Raw genomic sequence first — 23,722 nt, 5'->3', positions numbered from 1 at the left:
TTTTATTGATCTAGTTGGCCGCTTAAAACCAGTAAATTAATTCACACAGCTTTCTGAAAATAAACTTCTTAAAAATGTTATCTTTGTAACATATTTCAGTTTTAGGAATAAAACCTGTATTTTTATAGTTACAACAACACAGCTTATGCGCGGCCCGCTTTTTTACTCAAAAATTTTACTTTTCGGTGAATATGGTATTATTAAAGATTCTAAAGGACTTTCCATTCCTTATAATTTTTATAATGGCGCACTGAAAATTGATACCCATCACACCGTTTCTACTCATAAATCCAATGCTAGTCTTAAAAGATTTGCAGCTTATTTGGAAACGATTCAAGGTGAAAATCCAAAACTTGTTACTTTCGACATGGAGGCTTTGAAAAATGATGTAGAAAACGGATTGTATTTTGATAGTAGCATTCCACAAGGGTATGGAGTAGGCAGTAGCGGTGCTTTGGTGGCTGCTATTTATGATAAATATGCCAACAATAAAATTACGGTTCTTGAAAATCTTACGCGCGAAAAATTGTTGTCTTTAAAAACTATTTTTGCTGAAATGGAATCTTTTTTCCACGGTAAATCTTCAGGATTAGACCCTTTAAATAGTTATTTGAGTCTCCCAATTTTAATCAATTCTAAAGATAATATTGAACCTGCCGGTATTCCTTCACAAACGGAAAACGGTAAAGGTGCTGTGTTTTTATTAGACAGCGGAAGCACAGGAGAAACTGCGCCAATGGTTCAGATTTTTATGGAAAATATGAAGCAGGAAGGTTTCAGAAATATGCTGAAAGACCAATTTGTAAAACATACCGATGCCTGTGTTGATGATTTTCTGCAAGGCGACGTAAAATCTCTCTTCGGGAATATTAAGCAACTTTCAAAAGTAGTACTCGACAATTTTAAACCTATGATTCCTGCACAATTCCACAAACTTTGGAAGAAAGGAATTGACAGCAACGCCTACTATCTAAAACTTTGCGGATCTGGCGGCGGTGGCTATATGCTCGGCTTTACAGAAGATATTGATAAAGCGCGCAAAGCCTTAAAAGATTATAATCTGGAAGTGGTTTATAGTTTCTAGCAATACATTTATCTGAAATATTTCTTCAGATTTCTTCAACTTTATAAGCTATGTTAACCCGAAAACAAAAACACTTCCTGCTAAAGTTTTTCAGCTTGTTTTCTGTGGTTCGCGGCTACAATATTTTAATAATTGTAATTGCACAATACCTTACCAGTATTTACATTTTAGCGCCAGATTTGCCGGTGCGACAGGTTTTGTTTGATGTTAGTTTGCTAATGCTTGTTCTTGCTTCTTCGTCTGCAATTGCTGGAGGGTACATTATAAACAGTTTTTACGACAGCGAAAAAGATTTAATAAACCGTCCGCGCAAAACAATGCTGGATAAGCTCGTAAGTCAGCATACTAAGCTTTCTGCGTATTTCGTACTCAATTTTTTGTCGGTCATTTTTGCGAGTTATGTATCTTTTAGAGCAGTGCTTTTTTTCTCTATTTATATCTTTTTCCTCTGGTTCTATTCGCATAAATTAAAAAAATATCCCTTTATAGGAAATGCTACTGCCGCTATACTTGCGGTGATTCCTTTCTTTGCAATTTTTATGCATTATGGTAATTTTGATATCATAATTTTTGTGCACGCTACCTTCCTGTTTTTGCTAATTTCTATGCGCGAATTGGTAAAGGATCTCGAAAACATTCAAGGCGATTTAACGCACGGCTACAATACAATTCCGGTTGTATATGGCGAAAAAGCCTCAAAAAGAGTGTTGACACTTTTAAGTGTTTTAACGCTAGTGCCTATAATTCTGCTAATCACAAAATTTAAAGTAGAAATAGGATATATGGATTATTATTTTTACGCAAGTATTGCCGGACTAGCTGTGTTTCTTGGGGTTTTGTGGTATTCAAAAAATAAAATACATTATATTATTTTGCACAATATTCTAAAGTTTGCCATCGTGCTAGGTGTTTTTAGTATTGTGTTAATACACGTAGAAATTATACTTCACCGCTTGTTTTAAATTGAAAAGCTATTTTTACTGACTATTTCAGTTTTACAAATAAGTCCCAAATCACAACCCCCACACTCACTGAAATATTTAACGAATGCTTGGTGCCAAACTGTGGAATTTCGATCACTGCATCGCTCTCAGTAACCACTTTTTGCTGCACACCTTTTACTTCATTTCCGAAAATTACTGCATAAGTTAATTCCGGTTGAACAGAAAAATCGTTGAGATTAACCGCAAGTTCGGCTTGCTCAATGGAAGCCACAAAAACCCCTTCCCTTTGCAGTTTTGCAACTACGTCTAAGGTGTTTTCAGCATATTCCCAATCTACGCTGTCCGTCGCGCCTAAAGCTGTTTTTTGAATATCTTTATGAGGTGGTTGGGCAGTAATGCCGCAGAGATATATTTTCTTAATCAAAAACGCATCAGCCGTTCTAAAAACAGAGCCGATATTGTTCAAACTGCGGATGTTATCAAGAATTATTATCAGTGGCGTCTTTTCCGAAGCTTTGTATTCTTCAGGATTGATGCGGTCTAGTTCGCTATTTTTTAATTTGCGGTTTTTCATAGGCGGCAAAGTTAATTATTAGCCAGCTATAGTTGAGGCCAATTGTTGATAAAAGCCAATAATTCTCAACCCCTTCATTTCAAAGAAAAAAGCATTTTCGTTACATTTATCCATTCAATAATTAATAGGAATATAAATTTAAAATTTTGAAAAAGGAAACCCCGTTGATGAAGCAATACAACACGATTAAGGCCAAGTATCCCGATGCTTTGTTGCTTTTTCGCGTGGGCGATTTCTACGAGACTTTTGGCGAAGATGCCGTGCGAGCCGCAAGAATTTTGAACATAACACTTACCGCTCGTAATAATGGCGGCGAGAATGTGGAGCTGGCTGGTTTTCCGCATCATTCCTTAAATACCTATTTGCCTAAATTGGTTATGGCTGGTTGTCGGGTTGCAATTTGCGACCAATTGGAAGATCCAAAAATGACCAAAACCATTGTAAAACGTGGCGTTACCGAATTGATTACGCCGGGTGTGGCTTTTAATGATGATATTTTACAATCAAAAACAAACAACTTTTTGGCTGCCGTTCACTTCGGTTCAAAAAACTTGGGTGTTTCTTTTTTAGATGTTTCCACGGGTGAGTTTTTGGTTTCTGAAGGTTCTGCGGAATATATTGATAAACTACTTCAGAATTTTAATCCTTCGGAAGTGCTTTTTTCGAAACAAAAACGAAAGCTTTTTTCAGAAACCTTCGGAAATAATTTTCACGTTTTCCACTTAGAAGATTGGATTTTTCAAACCGATTATTGCTTTGAAACGCTTACAAAACATTTCGATGTAAAAAACTTAAAAGGGTTTGGCGTAGATTATTTGGAAGATGGCATTATTGCCGCCGGAGCTGCGCTTCACTATTTAAGCGAAACGCGTCACACAAAGCTTCAGCATATTTCTCGCTTATCACGAATTGCCGAAGACGAGTACGTTTGGATGGATCGTTTTACCATTCGTAATTTAGAATTGTACCATTCTAATCAGCAAAACGCGGTTACGCTTTTGGATGTTATAGATAAAACTATTTCGCCTATGGGCGGAAGGCTTTTGAAACGTTGGATGGCGCTTCCACTTAAAAATGCCGAAAAGATAAATCGTCGTCATGAAGTGGTGAGTTTTCTGTTGGACAATCATACTGTATTAGAAAAAACGCAACAATACACCAAACGCATTGGCGATTTGGAACGACTCATTTCAAAAGTAGCAACCGCGAAAGTGAATCCTCGTGAAGTTATTCAGCTTAAAAATTCTTTGGAGGCTGTGGTTCCTATAAAAGCATTGGCTTTAAATTCAAAAAATGAATCTTTAAAAATTATAGGCGAACAATTGCACGACTGCGAATTGCTTCGGAATAAAATAAAGGAAACACTTTTTGAAGATGCTCCGGTGAATATTTTAAAAGGAAATTCTGTCGCCGAAGGTTTTTCGGAAACACTGGATGAGTTGCGTAATATTTCAGCAAATGGCAAGGGATATCTGGACGAAATGCTACAGCGCGAAACAAAACGCACGGGTATTACTTCATTAAAAATAGCTTCAAATAATGTTTTTGGATATTATATTGAAGTTCGAAATACCCATAAAGATAAGGTTCCTGAGGAATGGATTAGAAAGCAAACGCTTGTTAGCGCGGAAAGATATATTACCGAGGAATTAAAAGAATACGAAACCAAAATCCTCGGTGCCGAAGAGAAAATATTGGCTCTTGAGCAGGAGATTTTTGGAAAGTTGGTGGAATGGATGATTCAATATATTGATTCTGTTCAGCAAAATGCGGCTTTAATTGCGCAGTTGGATTGTTTGTCTTCCTTCGCTACCCAAGCAAGAGAAGCAAATTACACCAGACCGTTGCTTGATGATACTTATGATTTAGATATAAAAGATGGCCGTCATCCAGTAATTGAAAAGCAGTTGCCGCCAGATTCACCGTACATTGCGAACGATGTTTTTTTAGATCGCGATAACCAGCAAATTATAATGATTACTGGGCCAAACATGAGTGGTAAATCGGCTATTCTTCGGCAAACGGCGTTGATTGTGCTATTGGCGCAGATGGGTAGTTTTGTTCCCGCTAAGGCAGTGCGTATGGGCTGTGTGGACAAAATTTTCACTAGAGTAGGTGCGAGCGATAATATTTCGATGGGCGAATCTACTTTTATGGTAGAAATGAACGAAACCGCGAGTATTCTAAATAATCTATCGGAGCGGAGTTTAATTCTTTTGGATGAAATAGGTCGTGGAACCAGTACGTATGATGGAATTTCGATTGCGTGGGCTATTAGTGAATATTTGCACGAACATCCGTCGCGTGGAAAAATACTTTTTGCGACGCATTATCACGAGTTAAATGAAATGACCGAAACTTTTGCACGAATTAAAAATTATAATGTTTCGGTGAAGGAATTGAAAGACAATGTGCTTTTTCTTCGGAAATTGGTTCCGGGCGGAAGTCACCACAGTTTCGGAATTCACGTTGCAAAAATGGCCGGAATGCCGCAAGCTGTACTTTTAAGAGCGAATAAAATACTTAAAAGGCTCGAAAAAAGTCATGCTTCGGAAGAATTGACCGAAGAAATGAAGGCAGTTTCCAAAGATGAAATGCAATTGAGCTTTTTTAAATTGGACGATCCGCTGCTTGAAGAGCTGCGCGAAGAAATATTAGACATTGATATTGACACACTTACGCCCGTAGAGGCCTTAATGAAGCTAAATGAAATACGCCGCATGTTGCAACGTAATGCCACGGTTAAAATGAAAAAGTAAAATTCATTAATAATTTCTTCAAAAACACTTTGCTTTTGAAGTAAAATTTTTAAATTTGCTCCCGCTTTGAATACCAAGCGACGTTCATTAAAAATTACCCGAAAATTGCTCAGTTTGTGGAGCGCGTCCGCTTAAGGCGGATTGGGTTTGCGGGTAAGTATTGAAATAATGCGAAAATAGCTCAGTTGGTAGAGCGCCACCTTGCCAAGGTGGAGGTCGCGGGTTCGAATCCCGTTTTTCGCTCAACAAGATGCCGATGCAATTCGGCATTTTTTGTTATGTCCCGGTTGCAATAGGCAACCCAATTAAGCTCGAGTGGTGGAATTGGTAGACACGCCGGACTTAAAATCCTGTGACCATTAGGTCGTGCGGGTTCAAGTCCCGCCTCGAGTACTTTTAAAAAGCGCAATTCATTGATTATCAATGGTTGCGCTTTTTTTTGTCACTACATTTTTTATTAGACTAGCTGGTAAAGGACTTAGACAGAGATAGCTAGAGAAATAAAAAATTTAATTAAGTAGGTAGTTAATCCTTTTTCAGTTCCGAAAGAATGAGGTGTGTAGTTGGATTACCATATTTAATTAGCTTATCTATAAATTGTTGAAGGTGTAATTGGTCACGTAATACTACTACCATAAGTATATTATAAGGACCGGTTATTCTATATGCCTTTTGTACTTCTGGGAATGTTTTAATTTCTGTTAATATATAATTCAGTTTTCCATCAAAGATTTTTAATAAAACGAATACCTCTAATCCATTACCCAATAAGGCTTCATTTAATTGAACGTTATAGGACAATATCACTCCCATATCTTCTAGTTTTTGAACTCTTTCCCGTACAGAAGACGGTGAAAGAGCTATTTTTCTTCCAATTTCCGCAAATGAAAGTCTAGAATTTTCTTTTAATAAATTGATTATTTGAGTATCTATATCGCTTACCATTGATTCGTTCATATTTGTTTAAAAATACATTTTAAATTAATAATTATCTGCTTTTTGCCATTAAAGCCATTTTGCGAGGTGAGTTATCTCCCTTAATTTTAATGTAAATAAATAGTTTTTTTATATGGATTTAGAAATGTTTTTAGTTCTCTCAGTAGGAATATTTGTTGGGTTTTATGTGCAAACTGTAATTGGTTTTGCAGGGGCTTTAATGGCGCTCCCTATTTTGCTTTTTAAAATGCAACTACCAGATGCCGTAGCGTATATTTCTATATTTTATCTGTTTTCGAGTATTTTTCTAATAGCTAAGGAATGGAAAAATATTGACAGAAAAATTATACTTCAGCTTGCAATAGCATCTGTAATAGGCGTTATTTTAGGGATTGTAGTACTCGCTTTCACAAAACCGATAATTTTAAAAAGAGCGCTTGGACTATTTATATTGTTTTATGTAGCTTATGTTGTTTTTGGTAAAAAGAAGATAAAATTGAATAAGCCTAGTGTAATTAGTCTGGGTGTTTTGGCAGGTTTTTTTTCTGGAGTATTCTCTACTGGCGGCCCACTTTACGTAATATGTGTTGAAAATACAGTTAAAAATGTTAGAGCGTTTAGAGCAACAATGATTGGGATTTCGGGCGTTGTCACTATAGCTAGGGTTCCGGCACTTGCTGTGAGCGGAATATTAAATCTTAGTCATTTGAAAATGACGTTGATAGTATTTCCAGTTTTTATTCTTGCTCAATTCTTAGGAAAACGAACTTTTATGAAGATTGAAGAAAACTTGTTTAAAAGATCTTTAATGTTCCTTTTATGTGCTTCTGGCCTGATACTAATATTTTAAAGTGATAGTTTGTGAAAACAATCAGCCATGAGGCAGATAACCAGATTGTTGATGGAGATTTGATAAAAGTAATGGGTTGGTATGATAAGGAATTCGGGCTCACTAATCAGATGATTCGTGTGGTTCAAGAAATATAATTGATTTCTTTATTAGAATAATTCTAAGAGTTACCTTCAGTAAAGTCCTGAACATGTAATTTTGGGTGATAGCCATAAAAAAAGCCCTTTCATATTTGAAAAGGCTTTCTATTTTTTAGCAAAAAAATATGCTTATTGACCGTCAGTAGCGTCTTTTACAGCTTCTTTAGTGTCATCAGCAGCTTCTTCAACAGCTTCACCAGCATCATCCATAGCTTCTCCAGTTGCATCAGCAGCGTTGTCTATAGCATCGCCAGCTTCGTCAAGTGCATTTTCAGCATCAGATTGCATAGTTTCTGCAGTTTCTTCAGCATTTTCAGTAGTAGTTTCTCTGCAAGAGTAAACAGAAGCAACCAAAGCAAGAGCGGCAAGTGATAAAAATAATTTTTTCATTGTAGTAATAGATTAGTGATTAATAGTGCGCAAAAGTAATTAAAAATTCAATTCAAAAGTTTTTTTCAGGTAAATATTTCCAATACCTTTTTGGAATGTGTTTTATGTGTAATTCCATGTTCTTTCGAGAGACTATATTACTGTTTTTAAAGTAATTGCCCCACAATTTTTGAAACTGCATTTCTTTACATGTAAAGTAAGATTTCGCATCGATTTTACTATTTATGGTTGGCGAAACCTCTAATAAAACTGTTTCTACATTCTCAAGGTTGTAATAAATGCCATAATTTCGTTTTAAGTCGAAAATAAGCCATTTTTGATCGGCATATCTTCTTTTAAAATGAGTTTCAATTAAGGGCAATACATTAAAGTCTGGTTCTACTGTAGCAAAATAAATTCCATCTTTGCTTAATCGGAAACGTACAAAAGCATCCATTCTGTGTTTTTCGCGATTTACTTTTTTTACAACTTGTTCAATTTCTAAAATAAACGGATCCGAAAAATCTTTTTCAATATTAATTTCTGAAGAAAGTGCCCGACGAATATAATGTAAGATGGTATCTTCAATGGAAATGATCTCGCTTAGGTATGCTTTGTATAATTTCCTTTTAGCTTCGGCGCTTATTTTATTCGAAAGTCCATTCCAAACGCGTTGCGCTTTTTGAGAATCAGTAATTATTTCTTCTTCAGTATCGAAAAAACTTTTAACGGAATGCTCCTTTTTAACGATTGAAACAACCTTCAACTTATATTCATAAACGTAGAAAATAGCAGAAAGCATGCCATCAAAACTTCCGTCATAAATCAATATATTTTTCATGCAGAATGAATATTTGGAATGTCGAATAAATTTAATTGAGTGCTGAGATCTTTTCTAAATTTGCTGCTTGATTCGCTTAAAATTAAACCTTTTACTTGGGCAGCCGTCCGATCCTTACTTTCAAAAATTCTTGAATCGCAGGTAATAAAGTATTTTGCCCGGTTGAGCGAACCACCAATTGACTTTAGATTTTCCCAATTTAATTTTCGATACTTACGTGCGTGTATTATTTTATGAACAGATTTTAGTCCCAAACCGGGTACTCGTAACAACATGCGCATATCTGCTTTATTTATATCGATAGGAAATTGATCTAAATTTCGAAGTGCCCAACTTAATTTTGGGTCTATATCGGATTCTAAATTTGGAAAATCTTTGTTTAATAATTCACGAACATCAAAGCCGTAAAACCGAAGTAGCCAATCTGTTTGGTACAATCTATTTTCACGTAAAATAGGAACTGCGGAACCAATAGATGGCAATCGGGTATCATGGCTAATAGGCACATAACCGGAATAATAAACTCTTTTTAAATTAAACGATTTATAAAAATAGGCCGAAGTGTACATAATTTCCGCATCGCTTTCACCACTGGCACCCACAATCATTTGCGTGCTTTGTCCAGCGGGAGCATAAATAGGTACTTTCTTAAGAAGTTTCTTTTCGTTTTTATATTGAATGATTTCATCTTTTACCTTTTGCATAGGTTTAATGAAATCTTTTCTATCCTTTTCGGGAGCCAGAAGTTTTAAACCTTTCTCTGTGGGAATTTCAATATTTACAGAAAGTCGATCGGCGTAGAGACCAGCTTCGCGCATAAGTTCGTCGCTAGCTCCCGGAATTGATTTTAGGTGAATATAGCCGTTAAAATTTTCTTCTTCTCTAAGTTTTTTCGCCACGGAAATAAGGCGTTCCATAGTATAATCTGCGTTTTTGAAAATTCCACTGCTTAAAAAGAGGCCTTCAATGTAGTTTCTTCGATAAAAATTTATAGTGAGGTCAACTACTTCCTGAACTTTAAATGCTGCGCGTTTTATATCGTTGCTTTTGCGAGTAACACAATAGGCACAATCAAAAATACAGTGATTAGTTAGCAGAATTTTTAAAAGGGAAACACATCTTCCGTCTTCGGTATAGCTATGGCAAATGCCCATACCGCTGCTATTTCCTAAGCCTTTATTTTGGTTTTGCCTTTTGCTTCCGCTGGAAGAACAGGACACATCATACTTTGCAGCATCGGCTAAAATGCTGAGTTTTTCATTAATTCTTTCAAAATTCATAGTACACTTTGGAGTATGGCCAAAATTACGGAAATATTCCTAGTTGATTGGATATAATCCAATTTAAATTTAGGATATGTTCCAAATTATTATATATTTGTGTATGGAATCACAACTAACTATTGAAGCCCAACGATTTAAAAAGATTCGTGAAGAACAAAGGCATACGCAGCAGTCGTTTGCGGAATTGCTCGATATTGGTGCAACTACCGCCGATATTGAAAGGGGGAAAACCAAAATTACCGGTAAAATTATTATGGAACTCATGGCTCAGTTTAATATAAATCCGTTGTGGGTTTATGGTAAGAGTTTTGAAAAATATATAGATACGACGCGTGGCGACGTAAGTCCGAAAGTTTTAACTGTAGATACTACGGGCAACGACAGTATTTTGTTGGTTAATCAAAAAGCTGCGGCTGGTTATCCTAATAATATTCACGATGTAGGTTGGTATCAAACACTTCCTGCTTTCAATATACCATTGCCAGAATACAGAAACGCTTCATATCGTGGCTTTCAAGTAGAAGGCGATAGTATGTTACCAAATATTCGTCCCAACGAATGGGTATTGGGACGAGCAGTACCAAGCATTACTGAAGCTACGGATAGTAAAATATATATCGTGGTTTTGAGGGATTCTGTTCTGGTTAAAAAACTTCAGAAAATCCCAAATAATCCACAGGGCATTAGGCTTATTTCATTAAATGAAGAGTATTTGCCAATAGATGTAAAAGTGAAAGACATACAAGAACTTTGGATGGTAAATAGCAAACTTACTTTTGGAATTGACGAACCTTCAGAAAGTAATTTGTTGCGACAATTACAACATTCCATGGACGAATTGAAAGCGCAAATGACAGGAATAAGCCAAAAAAAAACCGACTAAAAGTAGTCGGTTTTTGAATTGTTGAAATTGCGAACTTAGTTGTTAACGTCAACTTTTATTTTAGAATCTCCGTCTTCATCTGTTTTTATTTTCACAGACTTTTCGTCGGTTTCCATTTTTATTTTGGTATCACCGTTGTCAGTTTTAACTTTTACGTCGGCGCCATCATTCTTCATTTCTTGAATAAGTGATTCTTCTTCAGTCATTTTCTCTTTTTGGTCACGACAAGAAGTAAAACCAGCAGATATAAATACTGCCGATAAGATTATTAATGCTACTTTTTTCATAATTGGTTTTTTAAGGTTAAATGTGATATTAAAATAGTATTCTAGATATCGTCTGTGCCGCCAGTTCCTGTGTTTTCCTGAATTTCATTTACACCTTCTTGAATGGTGTTTTCAATAGGATCTGTGGCGTCATCGTCTGTCATGTCTTTTACATCGTCTGCCGCGTCATTCATGTCGTCAGCAACATCTTGTACATCGTCAGTCTTTTTATTATCACGGCAAGAAACGAAAGCTGTGCTAAATGCAAGAACTAAAGCCAGACTTAAAATTAGTTTTTTCATAACTATATTGAATTTAAGTTAATTTATTTTTTGTCATCGTTACCGATGTCGTCAATTTTCTTATCAATTTCTTGATTTACTTCCTTATCCACTTCTTTAGCGGTTCTTTCTAAGATACCCTCTCTGTCATTAGAAGTATTGGTTTCAACCTTAACTTCGCGAATTACTTCTTTAGTTTCAGTTGTCTTCTCGCGGCACGAACCAAAGGCTGCGGCAACGATTGCAAGTGTTAGAATTAGTTTTTTCATAATTAGATTGTTTTTATTTGTTGGAACAAAGCTACCTTTTTAAAATTATGAAATGTATAATTATATACTAAAAAGTGTGAAGATTTTATTAATGCTTTTCTAATTTGTAGTTTTTAGCATAATATATTAAGGAAAATAAAGGCTATTTATAATTACTATTAATCCATTCCATTATTTTTTTTGTAGCGCCAGTATTTTTATTCACAAAGTGGCCTGCAATCATTCCAGTTTGGCTCCGAAAGCCTTCATTCGCAACTAGTTTCTCAAAGATTTCTTTACTTTCCGTAACATTTTTAATAGAGAATAAACCTGCCAACTCGCGCAAGCGAATGGCCTCGGGGAACTGTTCGTAATTGTTTCCTATTATAATAGGTACTCCAAAAGTGGCTGGCTCTAAAATATTATGAAGCCCAGTTTTTCCCATCGCGCCACCCACATAAGCGATATCTGCATAATTATACAGTTTGGTTAATAAGCCGATGCAATCTATTATTAAGACAGAATATGCAGCAATATTTACTTCATCTTTATTAGAATGAAGCACGGTTTTCTTTACAATATTTTCAGTGAAAGCTGCTATTTTATCGGCTTCTATTTTATGTGGAGCAATAATGAATTTTACATTTTCTGGGGCGCTATTTATATAATCTAAAAGTACGGCTTCATCTTCTGGCCAAGTGCTTCCGCAGACAATACAGAGTGAATTACCTTTAAATTCTTCAGCAAATTTTAAAGTATTGTCAATTTCAATTTGATGCGAAACCCTATCAAAACGCGTGTCGCCACTAACAGTTGTGTTGGTAAAACCGATGCTTTTCAAAAGTATTTCTGAATTTTCATCCTGCAAAAAGAAGTGATTAAAGCTTCCAAGCGCTTTAATCATAAAGCCGCCATAACTCTTAAAAAATATTTGGTCTGCGCGAAAAACACCCGAAACCAAAAGTGTTGGTGTATTTTTTTTCTGAAGTTCGAAAAGATAATTGGGCCAAAATTCATATTTCACAAAAATGGCGAGCGAAGGGTTAACTGCAGCAATAAATCTTTTCGCATTAGTTTCTTTGTCCATTGGCAAATAAATCACAGCATCTGCCAGTGGTGTATTCTTTTTATTTTCAAACCCCGAAGGCGAAAAGAAACTCACCACTATTTTATGGTTGGGTTTTAGTTTTTTCATCGCCTCTATAATTGGTACGCCCTGCTCAAACTCTCCTAATGAAGCACAGTGAAACCAAATGGTTTTATCTGAAGGAGAAATTTTTTGTTGAAGTATTTCAAACACATCTTTTCTGCCGTTGACGAAAAGCTTCATTTTACTACTAAATAGAGCCACAATCCTTAAACCGAAGGAGGCTACATAAATTAATAAATTGTAGAGTTGGTGCATATGCTGTAAAAATACTAAATTCAATGTTCAGTAATTTAGTTATTTTGAAACGTGTTATCTTTCGAATACCTAATTAACCAATCTCTAATTCCGACGAATCAAATATCATTTTCGTAATTTTACCGAATTCAAAATTATTTCAACAAAATGAAGAAAATTCAAATGGTTGACCTTAAAGGTCAGTATCAAAATATAAAGGAACGCGTGGACAGTTCTATAATGAACGTAATTGAAACTACCACTTTTGTTAACGGTCCCGAAGTTCACGAATTTCAAAAGGAGCTTGAAGAATATCTAGACGTAAAACACGTAATTCCCTGCGCTAATGGAACAGATGCACTGCAGATTGCTATGATGGGGCTCGGTCTAAAACCAGGCGATGAAGTAATTACGGCCGACTTTACCTTTGCTGCAACAGTGGAGGTTATCGCACTTTTACAACTCACTCCAGTTTTAGTTGATGTTGATCCAATCAATTTCAATATAGATGTGGAAGCAATTAAAAGAGCTATCACGCCAAAGACAAAGGCTATCGTTCCTGTGCATCTTTTTGGCCTTGCGGCAAATATGGACGAAATTATGGCCATTGCTAAAGAACATAATCTCTATGTAATTGAAGACAACGCCCAAGGAATTGGCGCTGATTATACATCAAAAGACGGTTTAAAAAAGAAGACTGGTACTATTGGCCACGTTGCTTCAACGTCATTTTTTCCTTCTAAAAATTTAGGATGTTACGGTGATGGCGGTGCTATTTTTACAAATGACGACGATTTGGCGCACATTATTCGCGGCATTGTAAATCACGGTATGTACGAGCGCTATCATCACGATGTGGTGGGCGTAAATAGTAGATTGGATTCTATTCAAGCAGCAGTTTTAAGAGCCAAGTTGCCACATTTGGATGCGTATAATATAGCACGTAAAAAAGCCGCGCAAAAATATTCCGAAGCATTTAAAGACCATAAAAATATTATTACCCCAACGGGTTGTGGCAAATGCTCAGAAACCAATTTTGCCGATTGCAATTGCCACGTTTTTCATCAGTACACTTTAAAAATCGTAAATGCAGATCGCGATGCGTTGGTGAATCACTTAAATGAAAAGGGAATTCCATGCGGTGTTTATTACCCAATTCCGCTGCATCTTCAAAAGGCTTACAGAGATGAGCGTTACAAAGAGGAAGATTTTCCTGTAACAAATCAATTGATAAAAGAAGTTATTTCCCTGCCCATGCACACCGAATTAGATGATGAGCAGATTGATTATATTACAAAAACTGTGATTGATTTTATTTCGAAAAAATAATTAAGAGATACCCGCCTTCGCGGGCTTAGATATGAAAAAAATACTCGTTACTGGTGGTTTAGGCTATATTGGCTCCCACACCGTTGTTGAGCTTCAGAATTCAGGTTATGAAGTTTTAATTGTAGATAATTTATCCAATTCTTCACTAGACGTTTTAGAGCGCATAACTAATATTTCTAAAACTCCTCCAACTTTTGAACGTTTGGACCTTCGGCTAAAAGCAGATGTTTCAGAATTTTTCAAAAGAAATAATGATATTGAAGGAATCATACATTTCGCAGCGAGCAAAGCCGTGGGAGAAAGTGTTGAAAATCCGCTTCTTTATTACGAAAACAATCTAAATACACTTATCTATTTGCTTCAGGAATGCAATACCCATGAAATTGAAAATTTCATTTTTAGTTCCTCGTGTACTGTTTATGGTGAGCCGGATTCGTTGCCCATTACAGAGGATGCGCCTGTAAAAGCAGCGACTTCGCCCTATGGAAACACAAAGCAGATAAGCGAAGAAATATTAAAAGATACTTGCGCAATTTCAACTCTAAAATCGATTGCACTGCGTTATTTCAACCCAATTGGAGCGCATGCAACTGCGCAAATCGGGGAGCTTCCAGCGGGTGTTCCGCAAAATCTGGTGCCATTTATTACACAAACTGCTGCGGGCGTTCGAGAACAACTTTCAGTTTTTGGAGATGATTACCCAACACAAGATGGTAGTTGTGTTCGTGATTATATTCACGTTGTAGATTTGGCAAAAGCGCACGTTATTGCATTGCAACGCTTGCTTTCAGCTAAAAACGAAACTCAATTTGAAGTTTTCAATTTGGGAACAGGTAGAGGAAGCTCAGTTTTGGAAGTGGTGAATTCCTTTGAAAAAACAACGGGCGAGAAATTGAATTACAAAATTGTAGAGCGTCGCCCGGGAGATGTTACTTCGGTTTATGCAGATACCAAAAAAGCGAATGAAGTTTTGGGTTGGAAGGCTCAGGAATCTATGGAAAATGCTTTGGCTTCGGCGTGGAAGTGGGAAAAAAAAGTGCGCGGTATTCAATAATTTAATTATTTATATATGAAAAAATTACTACCCCTCTTATTGCTGCTTGTTTTCATCGGAAGCAATGCCCAAGACATTTACCTGCATTGCGGAAAACTAGTTGACACTAAAAATGGCAAAGTGCTTTCAGAAAAAACCATTGTTATTTCTGAAAATAAAATAACAAGCATTGAAGACGGTTATGTAACTCCAAAAAATCCTACAGACCAAGTAATCGATTTAAAAAATAAAACGGTGCTACCCGGCTTAATAGATATGCACGTTCATATTGAAGGAGAAAGCAGTCGCAATGGTTATTTAGAGCCTTTTATTTTAAACGAGGCAGATGTAGCTTTTAATGCTGCAGAAATTGCAAAACGAACGCTTATGGCTGGTTTTACAACTGTGCGTGATTTAGGTGGAAGTGGAGTAAATGTATCTCTTCGCAATGCAATAAATAGTGGAAAAACCGATGGTCCGCGAATTTATACTGCAGAAAAGGCCTTGGCCACAACTGGTGGGCACGCAGATCCAACAAACGGACGAAAGAAAGAATTAATGGGAGACCCCGGTCCAGCCGAAGGTGTAGTAAATGGAGTGGAAGATGCAGCAAAAGCTGTTCGGCAACGATATAAGAATGGTGCAGATTGGATAAAGATTACTGCAACCGGCGGAGTTTTAAGTGTAGCAAAAAGCGGGAAAAATCCACAGTTTACTGAAGAAGAAATAAAGGCCATAGTAGATACCGCAAAAGATTACGATATGCAGGTAGCAGCACATGCACACGGCGATGAAGGTATGCAACGCGCCGTTCGCGCAGGGGTAAAAACCATTGAGCATGGTACGCTTATGAGCGATGAAACTATGGAGTTAATGAAAAAGCATAATACATATTTAGTACCAACGATTTCCGCAGGGAGGTTTGTAAGCGATCAGGCTAAAATTGAAAACTACTATCCGGCCATTATTGTTCCCAAAGCGTTGGAAATAGGTCCGAAAATTCAGGGTATGTTTGCACGAGCGTATAAAAAAGGGGTGCCAATAGTATTTGGTACCGATGCTGGCGTGTTTCCACATGGGCAGAATGCAAAAGAATTTAGTTATATGGTTGAAGCAGGAATGCCAGCAATGGAATCTATTCAGTCGGCTACTGTGGTTCCAGCGATGCTTTTAAAAGCTGAAAACGAAATCGGCCAACTCGCTATCGGTTTTATGGCAGATATTATTGCTGTAGATGAGGATCCAACAAAAAATATCAAAACGCTTGAAAATGTAGTTTTTATTATGAAAAACGGCATAATTTACAAGAATTAACCCTCAATTAACCCAGGTTTAACGCTAATTATTTGGAAATGAGGCTTAGTAATGGTTTCTTTGTACTCGAACAGCATCCTTTACTTTTGCTTTCAAACATTTTGTCTGGTGGGCTAAAGGGGATCAAAGAAAACATGATGAAGTTAGTTTCAGTGAAACGACAAACAAGAATAGAAAAAAGATTTACAGAAAAAATGGGAATGTTCACAACTAGTGTGATCTACATCAAAAAGACATTTTTGAGTGTTCCGTTTAAAACAGTACATAAGTATCGCGAAACCTATTACGGTAAAGTAAAGTCATGCGAAGATTGCAGCATAAGTGCTTAAAAAATTTTAAATTCAGAATTCTGGATTTATAAAAACGCCGAATGATAAATATCATTCGGCGTTTTTCATGTTACTATCCGTCCATTTCTTTTTTGGATAGAACTAATCACAATTTCAGCTACCATTAAATATGTGTTCCCAAGTATGCTTTAAATCATATTTTGGAGCTTTAATATGGGCTATTTTTGAGCTATTGTAAATAGTGAAAATTAAAAATCATAATTATGAAAACAGCATCATTAATAAACGACCTTAACTACAACGAGCAAAAGCCCGCAATACAAGTTTTAATGGAAACTGAAAGTGGAAAGGAAATCAGAATTGCCTTTAAAGAAGGTCAAATAATGAAAGAGCACAAAACTCCATTCCCAATTGTAGTAGAAATATTTGAAGGAGCCATAGACTTTGGTGTAAATGGAGTGATTCATAACTTGAAGAAAGGAGATTTAGTTGCGCTTGAAGGAGGCATTCCACACGATTTAAAAGCTTTAGAGCCAAGTACGGTACGTTTAAGTCTTAACAAGGCAGACTCAGCAAAACGGGTTCAAGATGTTGCCAATCAATAATATATTTTCAAAGTAAGTATAATTTTTAAAGGGAATATCAGTTTATACTTATAGCGAAGAATATCCAAAAGATATGCGTAATAATTGTTATTATTGCAGCCTTGATGGTGAAGGAGATTTTATAATAAAATAGTTAACCTAATCCTTTAAATTACTATGAAAAGAATCTTGTTTTTAATTTTTATGGGAGGATCCTTATTGGGGTTTTCTCAAGAGACAGAAAATTTTGAAGCTGGACCTCAGGGCAAGCACGAATTAAGACTTGATGCTTTTGAAGCTTTAGCCTTTAAAAACATTGAAATAAATTATGAATATATTATTAGCAAATACTCGGGGGCTGGTGCCGCCATTAGCTTTAATTTAGATGATGAGTCTATTGGTGGTTATGGTGAAAATTTTGCCTTTACTCCTTATTACCGACAGTATTTTCTGAATAAAAAAGAGTACGGAGCGCGCGGTCTTTTTGTTGAAGGATCGTTACAATTTGCGGGTGGAGAACGTGAAAATTATTTTTATAGCTATAATCCAGTTACAGACTCATATATAGAAGGAACCACAAAAGAAAACTGGTTTGACGCTGGTGTGGGATTGGCTATTGGTCAAAAATGGGTGAGTAATAATGGTTTCACTTTTGAAATTAGCGCAGGTGGCGGAAGGTATCTTTTAAATGACGATGCTGCACCGGGAGGCTATTTTAGAGGCGGAATTTTAGTAGGCTATAGATTTTAATGAATTTGTAATTCGCTAAATAAAAAAACCTTCGGTGCCTACCGAAGGTTTTTTATACTTCAAATTGTCTATATCTGAACTAACAGATTTATATTTCCGCTTTTTCAGTTTCTGCTGAAGAATCTATCTTTTTAACCAATCCCTGTAAAACATTGCCGGGGCCAACTTCAATAAATTTAGTAGCGCCATCTTTAATCATATTTTGAACACTCTGTGTCCATTTAACTGGAGAAGTCAATTGGAAAATTAGGTTTTCCTTTATTTCCGAAGGATTCGTAACAGCAAAAGTTGTAACGTTTTGGTAAATAGGGCAGGCAGGTGCTGTAAAAGTCGTTGCTTCAATAGCAGCGGCAAGTTCTTCGCGAGCAGGTTCCATTAACGGGCTGTGAAATGCTCCGCCCACGGGCAGAATCAATGCGCGTCGTGCGCCAGCTTCTTTCAAACTTTCGCAAGCTTTTCCCACCGCATCAACATCGCCAGAAATTACTAATTGTCCGGGGCAGTTGTAATTTGCTGCAACTACAATTCCGGGAGTGTTTGCGCAAATTTCTTCAACTAAATGATCTTCCAATCCTAAAACCGCAGCCATAGTTGAAGGTGTTTTTTCACAAGCTTTTTGCATTGCCAAAGCACGTTTGTAAACCAACTGCAGTCCGTCGCTAAAAGCAAGTGTTCTATTGGCTACTAATGCTGAAATCTCACCCAATGAATGTCCAGCAACCATATCTGGTTGGAACTTACTGCCCATTACTTCGGCCAAAATAGTTGAGTGAAGAAAAATAGCGGGTTGGGTAACTTTGGTTTCTTTTAGTTCGTCGGCAGTGCCTTCAAACATGATTTTGGTAATGTCAAAACCCAAAATTTCATTAGCTTGCTGAAACAGCTCTTTAGCTTTTGAAGAATTTTCGTAAAGATCTTTGCCCATTCCGGTAAATTGAGCGCCTTGTCCGGGGAAAATGTATGCTTTCATATTAGTGGTTTTCTATATTTAATCAACTTTTTTATTGTCTTTTAATTGCAACGAATTTGATTCTGGAATTCGTTTTTTCAGTAATAGTATTTGTCCCAAATGGCTGGATTGATGCTCCATTACGTGAAACCATGAAAAATGATTATTTACGGTCGATCCTTCTGTAAATTCGGCTAACCATGCATCGTCTTTCTCTTTCAACAATTCCAAGGTTTTTTTTCGGGCTTTTTTGTAAATATCTAAATAATAAGCTGCGTCGTGGCCTTTTATGTGTTGTCTGCCTTCATCGCCCAATTCCATGGCAATTCTTAACTCTTCTAATTCCTTTTCAGATAAATTACTACTGCCGAAAGTTGCTTCTTGATAATAAACTTCGGTAGCGGCAAGGTGCATTACCAAAGCGCCAACAGAGTTTGATTTTTTATCGATTTGATAATCTAATTCAGCTTGTGTCATATTTGCCACGGTATATTCTACGCGATCGCTGAGGTTGTTTAGCATTGTTACTAAGGTGCCAATATTAGGTGTGTAGCCATCAATGGGTCCAATGTAATTTGCGTCTATGTGATTAATGTTTTTGCCCTCGATTCTTATAGAATGATTGCCTTCAGAATTTTCCTCAGAACTATAAACTGAAAAACCTTTTATGCTTTCCGCACTTGCTTTGTCAATGCCAATCCACCATTTAGGAATTTGGCTGTCTTTTACCGTAGTTTCAAAACTAGAATTATCTATGATAACCGTTTCCATTTTTCCTGTCTTTGGGTTTTCAATGGAGAGTTTAAAATCATCAAAATAAAAATTTCCATTTCCGTAAACAAGTCCCCCAAAAACCAATCTTCTAGCCTTCGAATCTAAACTGCCTTTTATAGAATAAGTTTTCCAAACAGAATCTTTAATGGGTCTATTAAACATATTATCAAAAAAACCCATTTCCCCTTTTTTGTTATCAACCCGAGCCCAGAGTCCAGCTTTACTGTAAGCTTCAGAAGCGTCTGTTTTAACAGATGCGGTTAATTCAAAAGATAACTTTTTATTGACTTCCAAGTCTAATATTTGAGAAAATGCGACCCAATCCTGCTCTTTTTCCTGTGCTGATACCGATGAAATAATAACAAGGAAGAAACTGAAAAATATTAGTTTTCCGAAATTCATAATTCTTTTTTTAGTGAAGACTTCCTTGTAAAAATATGATAAAAATAAATTTAAGCGAAAACTATTTCTTCACCCAGGTTTCATAATCAAACGAATACTTATGTTTTTCGTCTTTGCCGTGTTCAACTTCAGAAATAAGTTGCCATTCTTCTTTAGAAAATTCAGGAAAAAAAGTATCGGCATCTTTGAAAGTTCCGTGAACGCGGGTGAGTTCTATTTTATCGGCAAAGGGAAGCCCCATTTTATATATTTCGCCGCCACCAATTATAAAAGGTTGTGCGTCATCTTTTGAAATTTGAAGTGCTTCCTCCATGCTATGAACCACCACAGCGCCTTCTTTTTTATAATCCGCATTTCGGGTTATCACAAGATGCGTTCTATTGGGGAGTGGTTTTGGAAACGATTCAAAAGTCTTGCGACCCATAATAATATGGTGTTCGGAGGTCAGTTGCTTAAAACGCTTAAAATCGTCTGGCAGATGCCAAAGCAAGTCATTGTCCTTTCCTAATTCATTGTTTTCGCCGGCGGCGGCGATCATTGTAATCATTGTACGTCTGGTGGTAAAGGATTATACAATTCGTTTTCATTTGTAGTATTTGGTGGTGTTGAGGGCAGTTGTAACTCAGTATCAACCTTTTTTTGAAGTTCTCCTATACGCTCTGCTTGGCGGGCTTTTAGTTTTTCTAACTGCATATCTTCCCACTCTTTGCCCATGAATTTGTTCATTACAAAAACATTGAAAAGGTGAATTAAGAAGATAAAAGTCCAAATTAAGATAGCCCAAATAAACCAATCTTTTATAAAGAAATCATTACCGTATCCTAAAAGCGGATTTATAATAATAAGTAATACCGAACCCACCAAAAATACTATGAAATGGCGCATTAGGTTTTTTTTCTGATTGATTCGGTGGCGTGCATATTCGTACTGCTCGCGCTGCTCTGAATCAATTCTTTCGGTTTTTTTAGATTTTGAAAACATAGTTGGTTATTTTCGTTGAAATTCAACAATTTCTGTTACTTTCAGTGTTGTAAAAATACCATTTTTCACCATTTAGACCACTCACTTATGGAAGATTTAAGAAAACACTTTCCTGCTTTGGAATCCTGTACGTACTTAAACACAGCCTCAAATGGCTTGATACCGAAACCTATTATTGAATGGCGCCGCCAGCACGATTTAGATTTATTGAATCATGCAAGTGTTTTTCGCGATAAACATAAAATTCATATTGAACAAATAAGGAAAACTGTTTCCGGTTTTTTTGATGCTTCCATTGCCGAAACAGCTTTGGTTCCTAACGTATCTTTTGCGCTTAATACCGTTTTAGAAGGATTTCCAAAGAAACAGAAAATCTTGCTTCTGAAAGATGATTATCCGTCAGTAAATTGGCCTGTTGAAACAAGAGATTTTGAAGTTTGCTACGCCGAAATCGATGAAAATTTAGAACAAAATATTGAAACGGCTGTGGCAGAAAACAAGCCAGATATATTTATGTTTAGCATAGTGCAATGGCTAAGTGGTATAAAAATAGATTTCGATTTTTTAAAGCAATTAAAAGGCTATCACCCCAATTTATTACTCATAGCCGATGGCACACAATATTTGGGCACAGAAGATTTTAGCTTTGCAGATAACGCTATTGATATTGTGGCTGCAAGCGCTTATAAATGGCTAACAGCAGGTTACGGAAATGGTTTTATCATGGTGAAAGAATCTGCACGTGAACGTATTATTCCAAAGACTTTAGGATTTAATTCGGCAGAACGTTTTGAGAGTTTGGCGACGGAAACAACGTTTATGAAGCATTTTGAACCGGGACATCAAGACACTTTAAATTACGGAAGTTTGGAGCAAGCAATATTATTTCAACAAAAGCTTGGGGCGAAAAATTTGTATCAAAAACTTGCTTCACTTTCTATGAAAGCGAAGGCGCGTTTTACTGAAATGGATTTGCTGAAAAATGACACCTTGCTTCGCGAAAAACATTCTTCTATTTTTAATTTGAAAGGTGATAAAGCACTCTTCAAAAAACTGAGGGAAAACGATATTATTTGTTCGCTTCGCGGTGGGGGAATACGAGTGAGTTTTCATTATTACAATACGGAAAAAGATTTGGAAAAGCTACTTCGAATTTTGAAATAATTATTCTTTTACTTCCACACCTTTCCAGAAAGCAACGTAATTTTTTATTCCCTTTGCAGCATATTTTGGCTCTGAATAATACCAGGCGGCATCTTTATTCTTTTCGCCATCCACAACGATGTTATAATAGGAAGCTTCCCCTTTCCAAGGGCAGTAGGTTACGGTATCTCTTTCTTCGAAATATTCTGATTTAATAGCATCTGCGGGAAAGTAATGATTGTTTTCTATAACTACAGTTTCTGAGCTTACTGCAATTATTTTATTGTTCCAAATGGCTTTCATGTTTTAAGTTTTGAGATTCGGGTTTATTACTTTTTAAGCTTCTTTCTTTACGCTTTTGTAAAGGCATAGTTTTTATAATATCCTTTTTCATCAGTAAAGGAAGATTCAATTTTTAGTCCAGCTTCTTCCGCGAGCCAGCTTACAATTGTATCATCATATTTCTGCGAAATTTCTGTGTGTATGGTTTCCCATTGTTCAAAATGAATCTTTAATTGCAATTTTTCAATAGATACGTCCATTGCTTCAAGTGCAACCAAAAAACTTTTTGCGGTACCTGTTTCTGGGTCGTAAACTTCCCAATGTTTAAATTTTGCCAAATCGAAGTTGCCATCTAATTCGCGGTTTATTCGCGTTAAAATGTTTTTATTGAAAGCTTCCGTTATTCCTTCGGCATCATTGTATGCATTTAAAATAGTTTGCGGATGTTTTTTTTGATCGAAACCCATAAAAACTATATCATCCGGAAGCATCGCATCCTTTAGTTTTGTAAGAAACTCGATTGCTTTTGGGTGTTTAAGATTTCCGATATTACTACCCAAAACCATAATTACTTTTTTGCGTTTATTGAACCCTTTCAATCGTTCCAATACTTCAAAATATTCACCTACTTCAGCATCTACATTTAGATTGGGCATTTCTTTTGCCAAATTATTCGAAAGTAATTCTACTGCATTTTCGCTTATATCAATCGGCTTGTAAACAAAGTTGAATTTGTTTTCAGACATATAATTTAGCAACACTTTTGTTTTTTTTCCATCTCCCGCTCCCAATTCAATTAAATCGAGGCCATTTTCACGATCGCGGAAAAGTTCGCCAATTGTTTCAGTATGCGTGGAGAGAATTTGAAATTCGCAACCGGTTAAATAATATCCCGGCATTGCCATAATTTCCTGAAAAAGCTTATCGCCTTTTTTATCGTAAAAATATTTTGACGACAGATACTTCGGAAAACTTGAAAGTCCTTCAGAAATTTCATCTTGAAAGGTCGTACTGCGCTGAGGTTGTGTTTTGGTAGTCATAAAGCTTTT

The 23,722-nt window shown here is 36.3% G+C and carries 27 protein-coding genes and 2 tRNA genes; 14 read left to right on the top strand and 15 right to left on the bottom strand.

Annotation, left to right across the window (positions count from 1 at the left end; translation table 11 throughout):
• Positions 1 to 145 precede the first annotated feature (145 nt).
• Positions 146 to 1,084: a mevalonate kinase family protein gene (locus AC3RVF_RS11855; protein WP_489692207.1), complete on the top strand. Its 939-nt coding sequence runs from the start codon at positions 146 to 148 to the stop codon at positions 1,082 to 1,084.
• Positions 1,085 to 1,134: 50 nt separating this feature from the next.
• Entirely contained in the window at positions 1,135 to 2,046 is a 912-nt protein-coding gene (locus AC3RVF_RS11850) for a geranylgeranylglycerol-phosphate geranylgeranyltransferase (RefSeq protein WP_489692206.1), read from the top strand.
• 22 nt (positions 2,047 to 2,068) lie between these two features.
• Here the strand turns inward: AC3RVF_RS11850 and AC3RVF_RS11845 are convergent, their stop codons facing one another.
• Entirely contained in the window at positions 2,069 to 2,602 is a 534-nt protein-coding gene (locus tag AC3RVF_RS11845) for a TrmH family RNA methyltransferase (protein WP_489692205.1), read from the bottom strand.
• Between the two features lie 167 nt (positions 2,603 to 2,769).
• Here AC3RVF_RS11845 and mutS point away from each other — a divergent pair, with 167 nt between their 5' ends.
• The 3 genes from mutS (at position 2,770) to AC3RVF_RS11830 (ending at position 5,754) form a co-directional block, all read left to right on the top strand.
• Complete coding sequence (gene mutS / locus AC3RVF_RS11840) at positions 2,770 to 5,361, top strand: DNA mismatch repair protein MutS (protein ID WP_489692248.1); 2,592 nt, start codon at positions 2,770 to 2,772, stop codon at positions 5,359 to 5,361.
• 170 nt (positions 5,362 to 5,531) lie between these two features.
• Positions 5,532 to 5,604, top strand: a tRNA-Gly gene (locus tag AC3RVF_RS11835).
• 66 nt (positions 5,605 to 5,670) lie between these two features.
• Positions 5,671 to 5,754: transfer RNA gene (locus AC3RVF_RS11830), tRNA-Leu, on the top strand.
• Positions 5,755 to 5,886: 132 nt separating this feature from the next.
• Here the strand turns inward: AC3RVF_RS11830 and AC3RVF_RS11825 are convergent.
• Positions 5,887 to 6,306, bottom strand: coding sequence for an Lrp/AsnC family transcriptional regulator (locus AC3RVF_RS11825; RefSeq protein ID WP_489692247.1), 420 nt, complete (start codon positions 6,304 to 6,306; stop codon positions 5,887 to 5,889).
• Between the two features lie 124 nt (positions 6,307 to 6,430).
• Between AC3RVF_RS11825 and AC3RVF_RS11820 the strand changes: the two genes are divergently transcribed.
• The gene (locus tag AC3RVF_RS11820; RefSeq protein ID WP_489692204.1) at positions 6,431 to 7,147 is read left to right on the top strand and encodes a sulfite exporter TauE/SafE family protein; all 717 of its coding nucleotides are present in this window, start codon (positions 6,431 to 6,433) and stop codon (positions 7,145 to 7,147) included.
• Positions 7,148 to 7,416: 269 nt separating this feature from the next.
• Here the strand turns inward: AC3RVF_RS11820 and AC3RVF_RS11815 are convergent, their stop codons facing one another.
• Genes AC3RVF_RS11815 through AC3RVF_RS11805 form a run of 3 tightly spaced genes read right to left on the bottom strand, consistent with a single transcriptional unit; the run spans position 7,417 to position 9,777 of the window.
• Positions 7,417 to 7,677, bottom strand: a complete 261-nt coding sequence (locus tag AC3RVF_RS11815; RefSeq protein ID WP_489692203.1) for a hypothetical protein — start codon at positions 7,675 to 7,677, stop codon at positions 7,417 to 7,419.
• Positions 7,678 to 7,729: 52 nt separating this feature from the next.
• Entirely contained in the window at positions 7,730 to 8,497 is a 768-nt protein-coding gene (locus tag AC3RVF_RS11810; RefSeq protein WP_489692202.1) for a TIGR03915 family putative DNA repair protein, read from the bottom strand.
• Positions 8,494 to 9,777 carry a putative DNA modification/repair radical SAM protein gene (locus AC3RVF_RS11805; RefSeq protein WP_489692201.1) on the bottom strand — a complete coding sequence of 428 codons (1,284 nt, stop codon included), beginning with the start codon at positions 9,775 to 9,777 and terminating at the stop codon, positions 8,494 to 8,496. The genes AC3RVF_RS11810 and AC3RVF_RS11805 overlap by 4 nt, the downstream gene beginning before the upstream one ends.
• A gap of 103 nt (positions 9,778 to 9,880) precedes the next feature.
• Between AC3RVF_RS11805 and AC3RVF_RS11800 the strand changes: the two genes are divergently transcribed.
• Positions 9,881 to 10,663 carry a LexA family transcriptional regulator gene (locus AC3RVF_RS11800; RefSeq protein WP_489692200.1) on the top strand — a complete coding sequence of 261 codons (783 nt, stop codon included), beginning with the start codon at positions 9,881 to 9,883 and terminating at the stop codon, positions 10,661 to 10,663.
• A gap of 35 nt (positions 10,664 to 10,698) precedes the next feature.
• On the opposite strand, the gene AC3RVF_RS11795 is transcribed toward AC3RVF_RS11800, so the two are convergent.
• The 4 genes from AC3RVF_RS11795 to AC3RVF_RS11780 form a co-directional block, all read right to left on the bottom strand.
• Positions 10,699 to 10,950: a hypothetical protein gene (locus AC3RVF_RS11795; protein WP_489692199.1), complete on the bottom strand. Its 252-nt coding sequence runs from the start codon at positions 10,948 to 10,950 to the stop codon at positions 10,699 to 10,701.
• A gap of 41 nt (positions 10,951 to 10,991) precedes the next feature.
• A complete protein-coding gene (locus AC3RVF_RS11790; protein WP_489692198.1) occupies positions 10,992 to 11,231 on the bottom strand; it encodes a hypothetical protein in 240 nt (79 codons plus the stop codon).
• 23 nt (positions 11,232 to 11,254) lie between these two features.
• A complete protein-coding gene (locus AC3RVF_RS11785; RefSeq protein ID WP_489692197.1) occupies positions 11,255 to 11,479 on the bottom strand; it encodes a hypothetical protein in 225 nt (74 codons plus the stop codon).
• A gap of 142 nt (positions 11,480 to 11,621) precedes the next feature.
• Positions 11,622 to 12,863, bottom strand: a complete 1,242-nt coding sequence (locus tag AC3RVF_RS11780) for a 3-deoxy-D-manno-octulosonic acid transferase (protein ID WP_489693506.1) — start codon at positions 12,861 to 12,863, stop codon at positions 11,622 to 11,624.
• Positions 12,864 to 13,010: 147 nt separating this feature from the next.
• Here AC3RVF_RS11780 and AC3RVF_RS11775 point away from each other — a divergent pair, with 147 nt between their 5' ends.
• The 6 genes from AC3RVF_RS11775 to AC3RVF_RS11750 all read left to right on the top strand — a co-directional run bounded on the left by AC3RVF_RS11775 (position 13,011) and on the right by AC3RVF_RS11750 (position 18,142).
• A complete protein-coding gene (locus AC3RVF_RS11775; RefSeq protein WP_489693439.1) occupies positions 13,011 to 14,171 on the top strand; it encodes a DegT/DnrJ/EryC1/StrS family aminotransferase in 1,161 nt (386 codons plus the stop codon).
• Between the two features lie 31 nt (positions 14,172 to 14,202).
• A complete protein-coding gene (gene galE / locus AC3RVF_RS11770; RefSeq protein ID WP_489693438.1) occupies positions 14,203 to 15,225 on the top strand; it encodes a UDP-glucose 4-epimerase GalE in 1,023 nt (340 codons plus the stop codon).
• A 15-nt stretch (positions 15,226 to 15,240) separates the two neighbouring features.
• Positions 15,241 to 16,518: a metal-dependent hydrolase family protein gene (locus tag AC3RVF_RS11765; RefSeq protein ID WP_489692194.1), complete on the top strand. Its 1,278-nt coding sequence runs from the start codon at positions 15,241 to 15,243 to the stop codon at positions 16,516 to 16,518.
• A 38-nt stretch (positions 16,519 to 16,556) separates the two neighbouring features.
• Entirely contained in the window at positions 16,557 to 16,847 is a 291-nt protein-coding gene (locus AC3RVF_RS11760) for a hypothetical protein (protein ID WP_489692193.1), read from the top strand.
• Positions 16,848 to 17,071: 224 nt separating this feature from the next.
• Positions 17,072 to 17,413 carry a cupin domain-containing protein gene (locus AC3RVF_RS11755; protein WP_489692192.1) on the top strand — a complete coding sequence of 114 codons (342 nt, stop codon included), beginning with the start codon at positions 17,072 to 17,074 and terminating at the stop codon, positions 17,411 to 17,413.
• A gap of 156 nt (positions 17,414 to 17,569) precedes the next feature.
• Complete coding sequence (locus AC3RVF_RS11750) at positions 17,570 to 18,142, top strand: hypothetical protein (protein WP_489692191.1); 573 nt, start codon at positions 17,570 to 17,572, stop codon at positions 18,140 to 18,142.
• An 88-nt stretch (positions 18,143 to 18,230) separates the two neighbouring features.
• Here AC3RVF_RS11750 and fabD read toward each other — a convergent pair whose 3' ends face one another.
• The 4 genes from fabD to AC3RVF_RS11730 form a co-directional block, all read right to left on the bottom strand.
• Complete coding sequence (gene fabD, locus AC3RVF_RS11745) at positions 18,231 to 19,112, bottom strand: ACP S-malonyltransferase (RefSeq protein ID WP_489692190.1); 882 nt, start codon at positions 19,110 to 19,112, stop codon at positions 18,231 to 18,233.
• A gap of 18 nt (positions 19,113 to 19,130) precedes the next feature.
• Complete coding sequence (locus AC3RVF_RS11740) at positions 19,131 to 20,267, bottom strand: DinB family protein (RefSeq protein WP_489692189.1); 1,137 nt, start codon at positions 20,265 to 20,267, stop codon at positions 19,131 to 19,133.
• A gap of 61 nt (positions 20,268 to 20,328) precedes the next feature.
• Positions 20,329 to 20,814, bottom strand: a complete 486-nt coding sequence (locus AC3RVF_RS11735; RefSeq protein WP_489692188.1) for a dihydrofolate reductase — start codon at positions 20,812 to 20,814, stop codon at positions 20,329 to 20,331.
• The gene (locus tag AC3RVF_RS11730) at positions 20,811 to 21,248 is read right to left on the bottom strand and encodes a 2TM domain-containing protein (protein WP_489693437.1); all 438 of its coding nucleotides are present in this window, start codon (positions 21,246 to 21,248) and stop codon (positions 20,811 to 20,813) included. The genes AC3RVF_RS11735 and AC3RVF_RS11730 overlap by 4 nt, the downstream gene beginning before the upstream one ends.
• A gap of 87 nt (positions 21,249 to 21,335) precedes the next feature.
• Here AC3RVF_RS11730 and AC3RVF_RS11725 point away from each other — a divergent pair, with 87 nt between their 5' ends.
• Positions 21,336 to 22,412: an aminotransferase class V-fold PLP-dependent enzyme gene (locus tag AC3RVF_RS11725; RefSeq protein WP_489692186.1), complete on the top strand. Its 1,077-nt coding sequence runs from the start codon at positions 21,336 to 21,338 to the stop codon at positions 22,410 to 22,412.
• Here AC3RVF_RS11725 and AC3RVF_RS11720 read toward each other — a convergent pair whose 3' ends face one another.
• A complete protein-coding gene (locus AC3RVF_RS11720; protein ID WP_489693436.1) occupies positions 22,413 to 22,694 on the bottom strand; it encodes a DUF427 domain-containing protein in 282 nt (93 codons plus the stop codon).
• A 47-nt stretch (positions 22,695 to 22,741) separates the two neighbouring features.
• The gene (locus AC3RVF_RS11715) at positions 22,742 to 23,713 is read right to left on the bottom strand and encodes an L-histidine N(alpha)-methyltransferase (protein ID WP_489692184.1); all 972 of its coding nucleotides are present in this window, start codon (positions 23,711 to 23,713) and stop codon (positions 22,742 to 22,744) included.
• Positions 23,714 to 23,722 lie beyond the last annotated feature (9 nt).

Source organism: Aequorivita sp. IT1183, assembly GCF_058068265.1.
The sequence above is the reverse complement of the archived record's forward strand: the minus strand, read 5'-3'. Positions and strand labels throughout refer to the sequence as shown.

Excerpts from the sequence above, each read along its gene's own strand:
- AC3RVF_RS11855 (WP_489692207.1), top strand. The coding sequence starts at position 146 with ATGCGCGGCCCGCTTTTTTACTCAAAAATTTTACTTTTCGGTGAATAT.
- AC3RVF_RS11850 (WP_489692206.1), top strand. The coding sequence starts at position 1,135 with ATGTTAACCCGAAAACAAAAACACTTCCTGCTAAAGTTTTTCAGCTTG.
- AC3RVF_RS11845 (WP_489692205.1), bottom strand. The coding sequence starts at position 2,602 with ATGAAAAACCGCAAATTAAAAAATAGCGAACTAGACCGCATCAATCCT.
- mutS (WP_489692248.1), top strand. The coding sequence starts at position 2,770 with ATGAAGCAATACAACACGATTAAGGCCAAGTATCCCGATGCTTTGTTG.
- AC3RVF_RS11825 (WP_489692247.1), bottom strand. The coding sequence starts at position 6,306 with ATGGTAAGCGATATAGATACTCAAATAATCAATTTATTAAAAGAAAAT.
- AC3RVF_RS11820 (WP_489692204.1), top strand. The coding sequence starts at position 6,431 with ATGGATTTAGAAATGTTTTTAGTTCTCTCAGTAGGAATATTTGTTGGG.
- AC3RVF_RS11815 (WP_489692203.1), bottom strand. The coding sequence starts at position 7,677 with ATGAAAAAATTATTTTTATCACTTGCCGCTCTTGCTTTGGTTGCTTCT.
- AC3RVF_RS11810 (WP_489692202.1), bottom strand. The coding sequence starts at position 8,497 with ATGAAAAATATATTGATTTATGACGGAAGTTTTGATGGCATGCTTTCT.
- AC3RVF_RS11805 (WP_489692201.1), bottom strand. The coding sequence starts at position 9,777 with ATGAATTTTGAAAGAATTAATGAAAAACTCAGCATTTTAGCCGATGCT.
- AC3RVF_RS11800 (WP_489692200.1), top strand. The coding sequence starts at position 9,881 with ATGGAATCACAACTAACTATTGAAGCCCAACGATTTAAAAAGATTCGT.
- AC3RVF_RS11795 (WP_489692199.1), bottom strand. The coding sequence starts at position 10,950 with ATGAAAAAAGTAGCATTAATAATCTTATCGGCAGTATTTATATCTGCT.
- AC3RVF_RS11790 (WP_489692198.1), bottom strand. The coding sequence starts at position 11,231 with ATGAAAAAACTAATTTTAAGTCTGGCTTTAGTTCTTGCATTTAGCACA.
- AC3RVF_RS11785 (WP_489692197.1), bottom strand. The coding sequence starts at position 11,479 with ATGAAAAAACTAATTCTAACACTTGCAATCGTTGCCGCAGCCTTTGGT.
- AC3RVF_RS11780 (WP_489693506.1), bottom strand. The coding sequence starts at position 12,863 with ATGCACCAACTCTACAATTTATTAATTTATGTAGCCTCCTTCGGTTTA.
- AC3RVF_RS11775 (WP_489693439.1), top strand. The coding sequence starts at position 13,011 with ATGAAGAAAATTCAAATGGTTGACCTTAAAGGTCAGTATCAAAATATA.
- galE (WP_489693438.1), top strand. The coding sequence starts at position 14,203 with ATGAAAAAAATACTCGTTACTGGTGGTTTAGGCTATATTGGCTCCCAC.
- AC3RVF_RS11765 (WP_489692194.1), top strand. The coding sequence starts at position 15,241 with ATGAAAAAATTACTACCCCTCTTATTGCTGCTTGTTTTCATCGGAAGC.
- AC3RVF_RS11760 (WP_489692193.1), top strand. The coding sequence starts at position 16,557 with ATGAGGCTTAGTAATGGTTTCTTTGTACTCGAACAGCATCCTTTACTT.
- AC3RVF_RS11755 (WP_489692192.1), top strand. The coding sequence starts at position 17,072 with ATGAAAACAGCATCATTAATAAACGACCTTAACTACAACGAGCAAAAG.
- AC3RVF_RS11750 (WP_489692191.1), top strand. The coding sequence starts at position 17,570 with ATGAAAAGAATCTTGTTTTTAATTTTTATGGGAGGATCCTTATTGGGG.
- fabD (WP_489692190.1), bottom strand. The coding sequence starts at position 19,112 with ATGAAAGCATACATTTTCCCCGGACAAGGCGCTCAATTTACCGGAATG.
- AC3RVF_RS11740 (WP_489692189.1), bottom strand. The coding sequence starts at position 20,267 with ATGAATTTCGGAAAACTAATATTTTTCAGTTTCTTCCTTGTTATTATT.
- AC3RVF_RS11735 (WP_489692188.1), bottom strand. The coding sequence starts at position 20,814 with ATGATTACAATGATCGCCGCCGCCGGCGAAAACAATGAATTAGGAAAG.
- AC3RVF_RS11730 (WP_489693437.1), bottom strand. The coding sequence starts at position 21,248 with ATGTTTTCAAAATCTAAAAAAACCGAAAGAATTGATTCAGAGCAGCGC.
- AC3RVF_RS11725 (WP_489692186.1), top strand. The coding sequence starts at position 21,336 with ATGGAAGATTTAAGAAAACACTTTCCTGCTTTGGAATCCTGTACGTAC.
- AC3RVF_RS11720 (WP_489693436.1), bottom strand. The coding sequence starts at position 22,694 with ATGAAAGCCATTTGGAACAATAAAATAATTGCAGTAAGCTCAGAAACT.
- AC3RVF_RS11715 (WP_489692184.1), bottom strand. The coding sequence starts at position 23,713 with ATGACTACCAAAACACAACCTCAGCGCAGTACGACCTTTCAAGATGAA.